This is a genomic window from Cupriavidus sp. SHE (assembly GCF_000812445.1).
Taxonomy (GTDB): domain Bacteria; phylum Pseudomonadota; class Gammaproteobacteria; order Burkholderiales; family Burkholderiaceae; genus Cupriavidus; species Cupriavidus metallidurans.
Genome location: NZ_JWMB01000017.1, coordinates 21,100 through 35,345, shown reverse-complemented (window position 1 = coordinate 35,345; position 14,246 = coordinate 21,100). Strand labels below are relative to the sequence as shown.

The window sequence follows — 14,246 nt, the reverse complement described above, 5'->3', positions numbered from 1 at the left end:
ATGAATGGGGCTGAGCGTTGTGGGGCAATCGTGGGCATCTTCAAGGCGGCGCTCAATCGCGGCCCGGATGGCTGGGGAACAGCAGAAGCGCAGTAAAGCTGATCAGCGACGCGCACAGCATGTATCCGACCGGCGCCATGCGGCTACCTGTGGTGGCAATCAGCCACGTGACCACCAGCGGCGCGAAGCCGCCAAAAACGGTCACGCCCACGCTGTACATGATCGACATACCGGTGGCGCGGTGATGGCGTGGCAGCGATTCCATCATCAGCGCCGATCCCGCGCCGCCGCCTACGGAACTCAACGTGACCGATAACGCGATGCAGGCCAGCGTCAACGGCAGCCCCGGGCCAGAAGACAGCAGCGCGAAGTTGGGCACCATCACGCTGATGGCGACAACGCTGTTGGCAATCAGCAGCGGCTTGCGGCGTGGCAGCCGGTCCGCGAGCAAGCCGAACAGCGGCGACATGACCAGCATCGTCAGACCTGCCACGCAGGCGCCCAGGAACGCGGTGACGGGCGGCATGTGCACGGTGTTGACCAGATAGGTCGGCATGTAGAACACCATGATGTACATCGACGACGTGCTGCTCGTCATCAGCAGCACGCCGAGAATCAGCGTGCGGCGATGCTCGCGCACCACCGTCATGAGGCCGGCGTGGGCGGTGTTTTCGGTTTGGGTCTCTTCCAGATGCCGGCGGATGTAGATGCCGACCGGGGCGATCAGCAGGCCGAGCATGAACGGCACGCGCCAGCCCCATGACTGGAGTGCTTCGGGGCTCAGCAGCGCCGAGACCGCGGCCCCGGTCAGCGCCCCCAGCAATGCCGCAGCGCCCTGGCTTGCGCCTTGCCAGCTCACCGCGAAGCAGCGCCGTTGCTTGCCAGTTGACTCCATCAGCAGCGCCGACGCGGCGCCAACCTCGCCGCCAGCGGACAGGCCCTGCAGCAGACGGCCCACCACCACCAGCGCAGTGGCGGTCACGCCGATGCTGGCGTAGGACGGCGTGAAGGCCAGCAGCGCCGTGCCGGCGGTCATCAGGCCGATCGTCAGCGTCAGCGCGGCCTTGCGGCCCCGCCGGTCGGCCATGTTGCCGATGAGCACGGCGCCGAGCGGGCGCATCACGAAGCCGGCACCGAACGTCGCAAAGGAAAGCAGCAACGAGGCGAGCGGACTGCTGGCGGGAAAGAACAGCCGGCCGATGGTGGCGGCGAAGAAGCTGTAGACCGTGAAATCGTAGATCTCCAGGCCATTGCCGATGGCGGCCGCGATGACGGCGCGGCGGCCCTGCGTGCGTGAAGCGGGCGCGACAACGCTGGCTGCGGCATCGCTGCCCAGCGAAACGGTGGCTTCGTTCATGAGGCTCCTCGTGGTGGTCCGTCCGGGCAGTCGCTGAATGGCTGCCCGTGTTCTTATGGGTTTCTGTTCGACCGGACGATCTTAGGTGCCTGGCACCCATGGCGCACGCAGCTTTTTTTCATGGGTATGAGCGTTGGTAATCACGGGCTGGCGTCAATCCGCCGTGGGAAACTCCTGGCGCAAGGCGTCCAGCAGGGCATCGTGCAGCCGTGCCGCTGCCCAGGTGAGGGTGTGGCGGTCACGCGATACCAGCGCGATGGTGCGGTCCGGCATGGTCTCGTCGACGTCGATGAAGTCCATGGTGTCGACGAGATAGCGACTGCGGCGGGATTCCTCGGAGAGCAGCACCAGCAGGTCGCTCTGCCGGCACATCTCCAGCGCCAGGGTCATCGACGTGCATTCGACAACGCGCGACGGCAGCGTCATGCCGTTGATGGCGAAGAGCTGATGAAACGGCGTGCCGGTATCGGAGAGCGGATCGAGTACGAGCCACTCCGCCTCCAGCAACGCGCCGAGCGAGCGCGTCTTGCGCAACGGATGATCCTTGCGGCCGGCAATCAGCGTCGGCACGTGGCAAGCCTGGGCGCAGTCGAGGCCATGCGCGGTGGCCAGGGACTGGGAGGTCAGCGCGAAGTCGATGGTGCCTTCGCGCAGGTGCTCGAGCATTTGCGCGGGCCGCATTTCCTGCAAGCGCAACTGCGCGCTCGGGAAATCGCGCCGGAACGCCGTGATGCAGGCGCCCGCCGGGCGCAGCAGGGCGGTGACCGGCGTGACGGCGACGGTGATCTCGCTGACCACGGTGCCTTTCATGTCCTCGAGATCCTGGCGCGCGCGCCTGACGTTCTCGCTGATCAGGCGGGCATGGCCGACCAGTCGTTGCCCGTATGGTGTGAGTTGCACACCCTTGTTCGTGCGCACGAACAGCGCGGCGCCCACGCTGGCTTCCAGTTCCTTGATGGCCTTGCTCAGTGCTGGCTGGGTGACGTGGAGCAGGCGGGATGCCTCTTGCATGCTGCCCGTCTCGGAGACGGCGGCCAACGCGCGCAATTGATGGAGCTTCATGAGGGGTCTCCCCGGAACGACCCGCAATCCGCTTGCGGAAAGCCGCCATTCTAGGCGCGACGAGATTTCCTGCGTGTTTTCTGCCTGCCCAGAATGCCACCGGCCGGCGTTCCGCGAGGCGGAAGCCGGCCGGTGGTGTCAGACGCTATCCGGTGTTACTTGGCTGGCGTCTTGTCCAGCGTCTTCATCAGTTGCTCGACCGCCTGGTCGATACTGAAGCTCGCGGGACGCTGGCTGGGCGGATAGTCCTTGAACGTCTGAAGGAACGGAATCACGCGATAGACGCCGTACTGCATCAGGTAGGCGTTCTTCGTGGCCCAGTCATAGTACTGATCGGATACCGTATCGGCGCGCTCGTATGGGTCCATGCGCAGGTTGAACGCCTTGGGCGCGCGCAAGCAGGTGAACGGGTTGGACCACACCTGGAAGCCGCCAGGCTGCCGCTGCTCACAGAAGACGATTTTCCAGTCGTTGTAGCGATAGGCGACCAGTTGCCCGTCATCGTTGAAGTAGTAGAAGTCCTGGCGCGGGCCGGTATTGGTCTGCCCGGTCAGGTACGGCATGAAGTTATAGCCGTCCAGGTGCACCTTGAACGATTTGCCACCAAGGCTGGTGCCCTTGAGCAGTCGTTCCTTGATGTCGGTATCGCCTGCGGCCGCAAGCAGCGTGGGGAACCAGTCAAGGCCGGACATCATCGTTGTGGAGACCGTGCCCGGTTTGATGCGGCCTGGCCACTTCACCAGCGCCGGCACGCGGAACGCGCCTTCCCAGTTGGTGTCTTTCTCGCTGCGGAACGGCGTGGTTGCCGCATCCGGCCAGCTGAACTGGTTCGGGCCGTTGTCCGTCGTGTAGACAACGATGGTGTTGTCCGCGATCTTCAGGTCGTCGAGCGTCTTGAGCAGCTTGCCCACGTCGGCGTCATGCTCGAGCATGCCGTCCGCGTACTCGTTGCCCGGCATACCGCTCTGGCCGCGCATCGACTCGCGTACATGGGTGAACAAGTGCATGCGGGTGGTGTTCATCCACACGAAGAACGGCTTGTCCGCCTTGACCTGCTTCTCCATAAAGCCGATGGCTGCGGCCGTGGTCTCATCGTCGATGGTCTCCATGCGCTTGCGCGTCAGCGGGCCGGTGTCTTCCACCTTGCCGTCGGAGAACGAGTGGATCACGCCACGCGGGGAATTCGCCTTCACGAAGGCCGCGTCGTTCTTCGGATAGTACGGACGCTCCGGCTCCTCTTCGGCGTTCAGGTGATACAGGTTGCCGTAGAACTCGTCGAAGCCGTGCGCGGTCGGCAGGTATTCGTTGCGATCGCCAAGGTGGTTTTTGCCGAACTGACCGGTGGCATAGCCAAGCGGCTTCAGCGCTTCGGCAATGGTCGCGTTCTGCGCCTGCAGGCCAACGGTCGCGCCGGGGATGCCAACCTTCAGCAGGCCGGTACGCAAGCCGACTTCACCAGTGATAAAGGTAGAACGGCCAGCGGTACAGCTGTTCTCGCCGTAGTAGTCGGTCATCATCATGCCCTCGCGGGCGATGCGATCGATGTTCGGGGTGCGGTAGCCAACCACGCCATGGCTGTAGGCGCTGATGTTGGTCTGGCCAATGTCGTCACCGAAGATCACCAGGATGTTCGGCTTCTTGCCGGAATTGGCCACTGGCGGCAGTGCCGGCGCGGAAGCTGCCGACTCCGGCGCATTCGCGGCGACAGGGGGATTCTCGCGGGCGGCCTGCGGCGCTGCAGGCGCCTCGGCGGAAGATTGCGCGGCCGGTGCTTGCGCTGCCGGTGCCTTGGGCTCTTCCTGCTTGCCGCAGCCCGCTAATGTCAGTACGGCAGCGGCAATGGCAAGCGTTGCCAGTCCCCCGATTCTTGTCTTTCTCATTTCAGCTCGCCTCATGAAAGTGCCTCCGGTGCAAATTGCAATGGCGCATAAGTCTCGTGAAGTATCGCTGTTGAGTGAGATCAACGGAATTCAGTTTATTGAAGGTGTGAAGTGAATTGTTTATGAAGCGCTCGGATACTGACTTCGCAGACAGGGATGTCCGAAGCGGGCGGTATGGCGGGTCGGTTTCCCCGGGGATAGCCGTCGTACGAGTTCTGCCTGCGGGAAAACGCGAGAGCGAAAACGGTTCGCGCGCCAATTCCTTTTATTGCAGTATTTGATTTAGTCAAAGATAAACAGCGCAATTTGCCAAATTGACTAGATGGCGGCTCTGCACGCGCTGTGATGACAGCAGGGGCGCATCGACCTGCGCGGGTGCCGGGCGCGGGGGCCGCCACCCGGCTCCTGGAGGAGGGCCGGATGGCGGCTCAGCGGTTCAGCGGGTGGAGATGCCAGACGGCATCAGGGCGTCACGATATTGAACTGCGGGTCGAACTTGTCCAGCATTCCCATCCATGACTTCAGTACAGCCGGATCACCGTCCACCTTGGCGCGCCCGGCCGAGAGTTCCGCGGGCAGCGTGGTCTGGCCCAGCAGCGAGCCGATCAGCGCGCTGCGCGGCATCGTCAACGTGGCACCGGCGTCGTCGAACTGGCGCTCCGGCTTGTAGAGGAAGACGCCGTTTTCCACCGACAGCGCATAACGCTTGCCAGTATCGGGTTGCACCCAGTTGAACTTCAGGTCGTGGCCGGTGGCGCGCTCACCATTGAGGCGCACGGCCAGGAAGTCCAGGAACATCGTGTCGGTCATGGCCCCGATCATGTCCGGGCTGGCAGTCTGGGTGCTCTGCAGCTTGGGCACCCCATTGCGCAGTTCGTAGGCGCCCACCAGATAGGCACTGCGCCAGCTTGCGGCCTCGGTCTGGTAGCCGAGTTGTTCAAGCGCGTCGGCCTCGAGCTTGCGGGCCGCCTGGTTCGACGGATCGGCGTAGACCACGTGCTTGACCACCTGCGCCACCCAGCGGTAATCGCCCTGGGCGTACGACTTGCTGGCCTGCGCGAGGATCTTGTCGGCGCCCCCCATGTACTGCACGTAGCGTTGCGCGGATTCCTCCGGTGGCAGCGGGTGCAGGTCGGCCGGGTCACCGCTGTACCAGCCGAGGTACCGCTGGTAGACGGCCTTGGCGTTGTGATTCACCGTGCCGTAGTAGTCGCGAAGGTCCCACTGGCTGGCCAGAGACGGCGGCAGCTTCACGCGCTCGCCTACCTCGGTCATTGTGTAGCCCTGGTTGGCCAGGCGCAGTGTCTGGTCGTGGATGAACTTGTAGGCGTCGCGCTGCCGCGAGAGGAAGCCGGTAATGTTCTGCTGGCCCCACTTTGGCCAATGGTGCTGCGCGAAGATGACGTCGGTGCGGTTGCCGTAGCGGTCGATGGTTTCGTCGAGCGCGCGCCACCACTGGTTGGCGTCGCGCACCTGGGCGCCGCGGATGGTGTAGAGGTTGTGCAGGTTATGCGTGGCGTCCTCCGCCGCGCACAGTGCCCGCCACTGCGGGAAGTACATCAGCATCTCGGCCGGCGCCTCGGAGCCGGGAGCCATCTGGAACTCGATCCGCACGCCGTCGATCGTGCGGGTTTCGCCGGTCTTGCCGATCAGGTCGGTGGGCGGAATCAGCGTGATCGTGCCGAGCGAAACGGTCTTGCCGAGGCCGGCGTCCACCTGCCCCTGCGGGCCCTTTGGCAGCAGGGCGCCGTACATGTACTGCGCGCGGCGGCTCATGGCATTGCCGGCGAAGATGTTCTCGCTGATGGCCTCTTCCATAAAGCCTTCGGGCGCGTAGATCTTCACCTTGCCAGACTTGACGTCATCCTGGCTGACCACGCCCTTCACGCCGCCGAAATGGTCCACATGGCTGTGCGAGTAGATCACCGCGACGATGGGCTTCTTCGGGCGGTACTTGTAGTAGACGTCGATCGCCGCGCGGGCGGTTTCGGCGGTCAGAAGCGGATCGATCACGATAAGGCCGCTGTCGCCCTCGACGATGGTCATGTTCGAGAGGTCGAAACCACGCACTTGATAGATATGGTCGGTGACCTTGAACAGGCCGTGCTTCAGGTTGAGCTGCGCCTGGCGCCAGAGGCTCGGATTGACCGAGGCGGGCGATGCATCGTCACGCAGGAAGGCATAGGCGTCGAGGTTCCAGACCACGCGACCATCGGCATTGCGGATCTCGCCACTGTCGAGCGACCCGACCCAGCCGCGTTGGGCATCCTCGAAGTCCTGCCGGTTGGCGAAAGGCAGGCGCTTCAGTACGTCCGCATTGGCATCGCGTGTGGCGGCCGTTGCGTCGTTGGTGGCAATGGTCTCGGTGGGCGCGGCCATGGCGCTTATCGGGAACAGGCTGCCTACCAGCAGGGAAATGGCCGCATGAATCGCGGCGGTCTTGCGTTGCATGGAGTTTCCTTCTCGGGCTCTTGTTTTGCGGGTTTGTTATTTGGCGTTGCGGTGCGGCGTTGCGATGCGCAATCAGGCGGCCGCGCGGCCCTGCCAGTCTTCCGCGATCATCGCGGCCCCTTTCTCGCCGATCATGATCGATGGGGCATTCGTGTTGCCGCCGATCAGCGTCGGCATGATCGAGGCGTCGACCACGCGCAGGCGGTCCATGCCGCGCACGCGCAGGCGCTGGTCGACCACGGCCATGTCGTCGCTACCCATGCGGCAGGTACCCACCGGGTGGTAGATGCTGTCGGTGCGGCGGCGCAGCAGGTCGACGAGCTGGTCGTCGCTGCTCACGCCCTTCACGTACAGCTCGCGCCCGGCGTAGCGGGCCAGCGGCTGCGCGTGCATGATCTCGCGCGAGAGCTTGTAGCCCTTGAGCAGCGTCGTCACGTCGTCGTCGTTGCTGAGGAAGTTCGGGTCGATACGCGGCGGCGCCAGCGGATTGGCCGAGTTCAGGCCGACCGTGCCGCGGCTCTTCGGACGCAGCACGCAGACGTGGCAGCTCATGCCGTGGCCCGCGTGGCGCGTGCGGTTGTGGTTGTCCACGATGCCGGTGACCCAGTGCAACTGCACGTCGGGGCGCGACAGCGTCGGATCGGTGCGCAGGAACGCGCCGGCCTCGCCGAAGTTGCTGGCCAGCAGACCCGTGTGTGACTTGCGGTACTCGAAGAACGCTTTCGTCATGGCCGCCACGCCTTGCAGCGACATGCCCATCAACGACTTATCGGGGCTCTTGAAGGGCAGGATGTAGTCGGGATGGTCGATCAGCCCCTTGCCGACGCCGGGCAGCGCGTGCAGGACGGCGATGCCGTGGGGGCGTAGGTCTGCTTCGTCGCCGATGCCGGAAAGCTGGAGTAGTTGGGGCGTGCCGAAAGCGCCGGCCGCCACGATGGTCTCGCGGCGCGCGCGCAGTTCCACGTCACGGCCTTTCACGAGGACCGTGACGCCTTCGGCCGTGTTGCCGCGCAGGATCAGTCGGGTGGCATGGCCGCCCGTTAGCACCGTGAGATTCGGGCGCTTGTCGCGCAGGGGATGCAGGAACGCCACCGATGCGCTACAGCGCCGGCCGTTGCGAATGGTCACGTGATAGTGGCCAACGCCTTCCTGCTCGGCGCCGTTGAAATCCGCATTGACGGCGTGGCCGCTCTTGCGGCCGGCTTCGATAAACGCGTGCGTGGCCGGATGGGCGTCGAGCGCGCTCACTGTCAGCTCGCCGCCGGCGCCGTGATAGGTATCGGCGCCGCCGAAGTAATCCTCGGAGCGCCGGAACCAGGGCAGCACACCGTCGTAGGACCAGTCGGGATTGCCCAGCGCCGCCCAATCGTCGTAATCGGTGCGGTGGCCGCGGATGTAGATCATCGCGTTGATAGCGCTGCTGCCGCCAAGCGTCTTGCCGCGCGGCTGGTAGCCAAGACGGCCCTTCAGCCCTGGCTGCGGAACTGTCTCGAATGCCCAGTTGACGTGTCGGGTCGGCAGGATGCCGATGATGCCAGCCGGCGTATGGATCAGCGGAGAGCGATCGACCGGGCCGGCTTCGACCAGGCAGACGCGCACGGAAGGGTCGGCGCTCAGGCGGTTGGCCAGCACGCAGCCAGCCGAACCCGCGCCAATGATGACGTAGTCGAAATCCATGATGTTGTTCTTCGGAACCTGGGAATTAGTCTTGGGATGCCGTCACTGGCAAGGCTTCGGTTTGCACGGGGGGCGCTGCGGCGGGCCGACCCAGGAACATCCGCAGCGTCAGGCGCTGGATGAACGTGCCGTAGGGCGGGTGAAACAGTTCGATCGGAAACCACTTCCGCTCGGAGAACACGGCCTTGGCGTGCGATAGCTCGCGGAAGCCCTCGGCGCCGTGATAGTTGCCCATGCCGGACGTGCCGGTGCCACCGAACGGCAGGTCGTGATTCAGCACGTGCCAGCCCCAGTCGTTCAGCGTGACGCCTCCCGCGTGCGTGCGTTGCAGCAGCGTGGTCGATTCGGCCTTGTCGTCGCCGAAGTAGTACATGGCGAGCGGTCGCGTGCCGTCACGTACATGCGTCACGACGTCCTCGAATTTGCGATAGGTGAAGACCGGCAGGATCGGGCCGAAGATTTCCTCGCGCGCGATGCGCATCCGGGGCGTTACGCCGAGTACCACGTGCAGCGGCACGCGACGTCCATCCTCGGGCATGGCCGCGCGCATGACCTGCGCACCTTGGGCACGCGCGTCATCTAGCAGGTCGTTCATGCGCTGGTGGGCGCGGTCATGAATGATGCTTGCGTAGTCGTCGCGATCCGCCGGGAACAGCGCTGCGGATGCGTTCAGCACTTCCGTGGCAAAACGGCCGGCGAGCGCCTCTGGCACCAGGGCGTAGTCCGGCGCCACGCAGATCTGACCGGCGTTGACCGTCTTGCCGTGGGCGATGCGCCGTGCAGCGGTTGCCAGGTTCGCGCTGGACGACACGATGGCAGGCGATTTGCCACCGAGTTCGAGCGTGACGGGCGTCAGGTGTTCGGCGGCGGCACGCATTACGTGGCGGCCGACCTCGGGGGAGCCCGTGAACACCAGATGATCGAACGGCAGGCCGGTGAACTGGCGTGCCACGTCGGCGTCGCCCTCGACGATGGCGACTTCGTCCTCGGTGAATGCCTCGGCAAGCAAGGCGCGTAGCGCGGCAGAGGTCCGGGGCGCGAACTCCGAGGTCTTGATCAGGCATCGGTTGCCTGCCGCCAGCGCGGTGGCCAGTGGCCCGAGCGCCAGATAGACGGGGAAGTTCCAGGGCACCACGATGCCAACCACGCCCTTCGGCTGATACACCACCTTGGCGCTGTTCCCGAGGAACAGCAGTTCGACACTCCTGCGCGACGGTCGCATCCACCGGCCAAGCCCGCCAAGCAGGTGGTTGATGTGCAGCACGGACGGCAGCACGTCGACCATCATCGTCTCGGCATGGGCGCGTCCGCCGAAGTCGCGGTCCGCCGCGTGCGCCAGGCTGCCGGCGTGCTTGCGAACTGCATCGCGCAGGCGCCGCAGGCCCTGCTTTCTGTCGGCCAGCGCCGGGTAGGGCGCGGCGGCAAAGGCTGACCGCTGCGCCTGGAACAGACGCTCCATCCCGTCACGCGTGGATTCTCTTGCTGTTTGTGGAGTATCGGGCACTAGAAACCCCTTAAAAATAAACTGAACAGTCAGTACAATTTGAAGTGTCGGAGTTGGGGCAGATCGGTGTCAAGCCAGGAAGGGGAAACCTAGGGCAAGTCCGGAGGACCGATATGACGCCGCTGCTACAATTTGCGGCAAGCTGAATGGGTGAAGTCGATGAGTGCAAACGAGACGGGCGACGTTGTCGCCATTCCGAATGGGACAACGAAGTACCGCCGGGGCCTCGAGACCCGCAATCGCGTCATTGCGCTCACGAAGTCATTGATTTCCGAGCATGGCTATAGCGAAGTGACGCTCGATCAGATCTCTGCCCAGGTCGGCGTGGCCAAGAGCAGCCTGCTTTGGCATTTCGGCAGCAAGGAAATGCTGCTTGCCGAGGCGGCGATCAGTCTGTTCCAGGAAATCGAGCTTGCGCTGCGTCCCGACGATCTGGAAGGAAGGCCGCTGGCCGAGCGCGTGGACGAGATCTTTGACCGGGTGGCCGACTATTTCACGCGCAATCCGGAAACCAAGGGGGTGGTGATGGCGCTGCTGTTCTCCGCCAACACCCCGCAGTCCGTGCGCGAACATATCCGCGAAGGGTGGAACGGCCATGTCCGCGTGCTGGTGGAGGCGTTGGGCACGCCGGAGCGCCCGCTTTCTACCGACATCGCCCGCCTGCTGGTGGCCATCTTCCACGGCGCGTACTGTCACTGGTACGCCAACGGCCGCACGCAGCCGATTGGCGACTACCTGCACCCGGCACGGGACCTGTTCCTGAACTGGATCTCGGCGGAGAACCCGCCGCGGCGTTGAGCGGCACGTCGCGCCGTGTTCGCCACCTTCGCGGCTTTCGGCACCGCCCCGGTCCTCGGCGCCTAGAATCCACTCTCCCGAATCACGACGCTGTAGATGTTGCGCATCCAGTCCGCCAGTCGGCTGCGAGGCTCGCCGGCCAGATGGACGTTGCCGCGCAGTTCGACCAGTGATGGCGGCGGCGCGGCCAGGTCGATCTGGACGAGATAGAGGGCGGCATCCGGAATCAGCGCGCCTTGCTTGTCGACGGCGGCGATGGGCCCGCCGTGGGGCGTGGTGAGTTGCGCCGCCGGAATCTGCGCGCTGCGCGACGGCGCGATGGCCCGTATCACGCCGCAGTGGCGAGCCGGACGCGCATCGGGGAAGAAGCAGGCGCTGGCCCCGGTGCGCAGATACTGCACGTCGCTTTCGTCGACGAAGGCATCCACCATCCAGTGCGCGGGGTCGATCAGTCGGCCAAGTACCTGTTTGGAGCCCACCCAGGTATCGGCGCGAATGTCATCCGGTACATCCACCCATGCGCCATCGAACGGCGCCGCAAGCAGCAGTCGGCGTTCTTCCGCGTGGACGGCGCGTGCGCGCGCCAGACTCTGCTGCAGTTCTTCGAGCGTGGCGGCTTGTTGCTCGATACCGCGGCGCAATTCGAGCAGGCCCGTCAGCCGCGCATCGTTGCCATTGATGCTGGCCTGCGCCGCCATTGCCTCGCTCACGAGTTCCGGCTGGCGCAATTGGATCAAGGCACTGCCGGCGCGCACGTGGCCCGGGGGCGTGGTGGATACCAGTTGCGCTGGCGCCGGCGCGTATGCGGTCCATTGGCGCGTGCTGTGCGCGAGCGCCGGCGCCCGCACGCCGGTCGGCCAGGGAATCGCCAGCACGATCAGCAGCGCGGCCAGCGCGCCCCACAGCAGCCGGCGGCGCGGGCGCGTGGTCTCCGCCCGCCGCCGGAACCACACGCGGAGCTCCCGCCAGCACGGCAGCGCGATAAAGAACACGATTTCGACCAGAAAGAGCGCAACGCCCAACGCCTTGAAGAAGAGGTGATAGACCACCAGTGCGATGCCGAGGAATACGGTCAGCCGGTAGCACCACGTGATCCAGGCAAAGGCAATCAGCCGGTTGCGAAGCGTCGCAGGCAGCGGCTCGGGCCACGGGTCTGGCCAGCCCAGCAGCAGACGCCGCAGCGCCGTGCGCGCCAGCGCGCCCGCCCGCTCGTGCAGGTTCGGCAGGTCGAGCAGATCGGACAGGATGAAGTAGCCATCGAAACGCATGAACGGGCTGGCATTGAGCGCCAGCGACAGCACCCAACTGGTGGTGGCCAGGTAGAAGCACGCCTGGCGCAATGGGCCGGGCGCCAGCAGCGCCCAGCCCAGCGTGGCCAGACCGCCAATGATCAGTTCGGTGACGATGCCCGCGCTGGCAATGGCCAGCCGCTGCCGCGCGTTGGTCAGCCGCCAGGACTCGCTGGTGTCCGTATAGAGCATGGGCCACATCACGAGAAAGGCCACACCCATGTGTCCCACCCTGACGCCGAAGTGGGTCGCGACCAGCGCATGACCGAGTTCATGCAGCGTCTTGGCAACGACCACGGCGCACGCGAAGCCCACCGCGCCTTCCAGCGAGATCGATTCGAACAGCGTATGCCGGAAGGTGTCCCATTGCCGCAAGGTCAGCACGACCCCCAGCAATGTGAGCCCCAGTACGATCCATGCCGTGGCCGGCTGGAACAGCCACTGCAGATGCCGGTACAGCGACTGGATGCGGTAGGTCGGCCGCAACAGCGGAATGCGGAAAAACAGGTAGTGGTGCAGCCACCAGCGCCAGCTCAGCCATTCGCGTGGCTGGCGGGTGGTGGCCATCTCCTGGCTGCGTCCGGGCGATGGCCGCAGCAGCGCATTGCCCTGGAGGAATGCGGCAAAGCCGAGCACCTGCTCGCTTTGAGCCTCGAGCGGCGTGCTGGCGCGAACCTGCTCCGCGATGGCGCGCGGCGTCATGTGCCAGCGCTGCAGGCATTCGAACTCGAGCCAGCCGATCCGGAAATGGCGGTTGCGTACGGGGTCTTCGATAATCCACGCCGGGCTGCCGTCGGTATGCGGGGCGCCGGGGAACAGGCGCAAGTCCTCACGCAGCAGCGGCAGCGGCAGTTCGTCGGGGCTGGCCTGCATGTCAGATGCCCGTCCACGCGCGCAAGGTTGCCAGCGGCCGGCGCAGGATCTCGTAAGCCAGTACCGACCAGCCGCCCTTGATGCGCGCGGTTCCCTTCAGGCCGATGCGGGCGTGTTGCGGATCGCCGTTCTCGATATCGGCACGCAGCCGGTAGCTCGGCACGCCGTCGGGTGTGAGCGCCGCCTGGTAACTGGTTTCGATCAGCTTGCCGGAGAGCGGTTGCAGCGGGCGCACCGTGAGGAACAGGCTGACCGGCGCGCCCACGTCGAGCGTGAGCGCATCGGCCACCGGCAGATGGATCAGCATGGCCGGCCGATCGGGATTGGCCAGTTGCATGATGCGCTCGCCGGTCACCACCGGCTTGCCGAGCCAGTCGTTGATATCGGCGAACACCGCGACACCGTCGCGCGGCGCCACGACGGTCTGGCGCTGCAATTGCGAACGGATCGATTCCAGCTCGGCCCGGCGTTCTTCGGCACGGCTCTGCAAGGTGGTCAGCTGCGCCTTGCTGTCGTCGCTGCGGAAAGCGTTCTGACGCGCTGCCAGCAGTTCCGCGTCGGCCACGGCCACGGCCTGCGAGGCCACCTCCAGGCGATGGCTGAGCGTGGTGTCGTCGAGCGAGAAGAGCGGCTGGCCGGCTTTGACCGTCTGGTTGGGCTGCACATGCACTTCCTTGACCACGCCTTCAATGGGCGCGCTCACCATCTGCAGGTCCAGCGACGTCACTTCTGCTGGTGCCAGCGCGCTTTGCCGCACCGGCATCAGCAGAATCAGCACTACAGCCGCGATCGCAATACGGCGCGTCCGGCTGCCCCACAGCCAGGAGACATCGCGCTCGCGGCGCGCCAGCATCTCCCAGTGATAGCCCCAGGCCTGCGTGAGCCGCGACATGGCGATGCCAGCGCCCGCGCCGGGCACTTCGTCGAGCAGGAACAGCACCCAGCCCTGCACCTGTCCCGCGCGACTGCGCAGTGGCAGCGCCCATGCGCCATTCGGCCACCACTCCTCCCAGCCACTACGTACGACATCGCTGGCGAGGGCGGCATCCTCCTGCGTGATCCACTGTGGCTCGCCGGCCTCCAGCCGCTCGCGTAGCCACTTGCGCGCATGCCCGAGCCACACCACGTAAGGGGACTGTTCGTCGATCGACACGAGCCCCGAGATATTGAGCAGGTGCCACGCTGGCGGTCTGACATCGAACACCAGCGCCTGGCGATAGCGCAGCAGCGGATGGGCGTCGTTGGCAATGTGGAAGCTGAGCTGTTGCACGCTGTCCGCCTGGCGTGCCAGGCTTTCCAGCTCGGCAAGCTGCAGCAACAGCACGACATCGCTTTGCGTCGGCATCTGCATGGGC

Annotated in this window: 9 protein-coding genes; 1 reads left to right on the top strand and 8 read right to left on the bottom strand. The window is 65.3% G+C overall.

Annotated elements, in window-relative coordinates; all coding sequences use genetic code 11:
• Positions 1-52 precede the first annotated feature (52 nt).
• The 6 genes from RN01_RS08330 to RN01_RS08305 form a co-directional block, all read right to left on the bottom strand.
• Entirely contained in the window at positions 53-1,357 is a 1,305-nt protein-coding gene (locus tag RN01_RS08330; protein WP_017510918.1) for an MFS transporter, read from the bottom strand.
• A 153-nt stretch (positions 1,358-1,510) separates the two neighbouring features.
• The gene (locus RN01_RS08325) at positions 1,511-2,419 is read right to left on the bottom strand and encodes a LysR substrate-binding domain-containing protein (RefSeq protein ID WP_017510917.1); all 909 of its coding nucleotides are present in this window, start codon (positions 2,417-2,419) and stop codon (positions 1,511-1,513) included.
• A gap of 155 nt (positions 2,420-2,574) precedes the next feature.
• Positions 2,575-4,299, bottom strand: a complete 1,725-nt coding sequence (locus RN01_RS08320; RefSeq protein WP_017510916.1) for an arylsulfatase — start codon at positions 4,297-4,299, stop codon at positions 2,575-2,577.
• A gap of 462 nt (positions 4,300-4,761) precedes the next feature.
• Complete coding sequence (locus tag RN01_RS08315; RefSeq protein WP_024569981.1) at positions 4,762-6,750, bottom strand: alkyl/aryl-sulfatase; 1,989 nt, start codon at positions 6,748-6,750, stop codon at positions 4,762-4,764.
• A 72-nt stretch (positions 6,751-6,822) separates the two neighbouring features.
• Positions 6,823-8,427, bottom strand: coding sequence for a GMC family oxidoreductase (locus RN01_RS08310; protein WP_024569982.1), 1,605 nt, complete (start codon positions 8,425-8,427; stop codon positions 6,823-6,825).
• A gap of 25 nt (positions 8,428-8,452) precedes the next feature.
• Positions 8,453-9,931: a coniferyl aldehyde dehydrogenase gene (locus RN01_RS08305; RefSeq protein WP_024569983.1), complete on the bottom strand. Its 1,479-nt coding sequence runs from the start codon at positions 9,929-9,931 to the stop codon at positions 8,453-8,455.
• A 159-nt stretch (positions 9,932-10,090) separates the two neighbouring features.
• Here RN01_RS08305 and RN01_RS08300 point away from each other — a divergent pair, with 159 nt between their 5' ends.
• Entirely contained in the window at positions 10,091-10,729 is a 639-nt protein-coding gene (locus RN01_RS08300) for a TetR/AcrR family transcriptional regulator (protein WP_017513639.1), read from the top strand.
• A 62-nt stretch (positions 10,730-10,791) separates the two neighbouring features.
• Here the strand turns inward: RN01_RS08300 and RN01_RS08295 are convergent, their stop codons facing one another.
• Together RN01_RS08295 and RN01_RS08290 are read right to left on the bottom strand one after the other, a co-directional pair.
• The gene (locus RN01_RS08295) at positions 10,792-12,891 is read right to left on the bottom strand and encodes a site-2 protease family protein (protein ID WP_024569984.1); all 2,100 of its coding nucleotides are present in this window, start codon (positions 12,889-12,891) and stop codon (positions 10,792-10,794) included.
• 1 nt (position 12,892) lies between these two features.
• Complete coding sequence (locus RN01_RS08290) at positions 12,893-14,242, bottom strand: efflux RND transporter periplasmic adaptor subunit (RefSeq protein WP_017511870.1); 1,350 nt, start codon at positions 14,240-14,242, stop codon at positions 12,893-12,895.
• Positions 14,243-14,246: the final 4 nt, after the last annotated feature.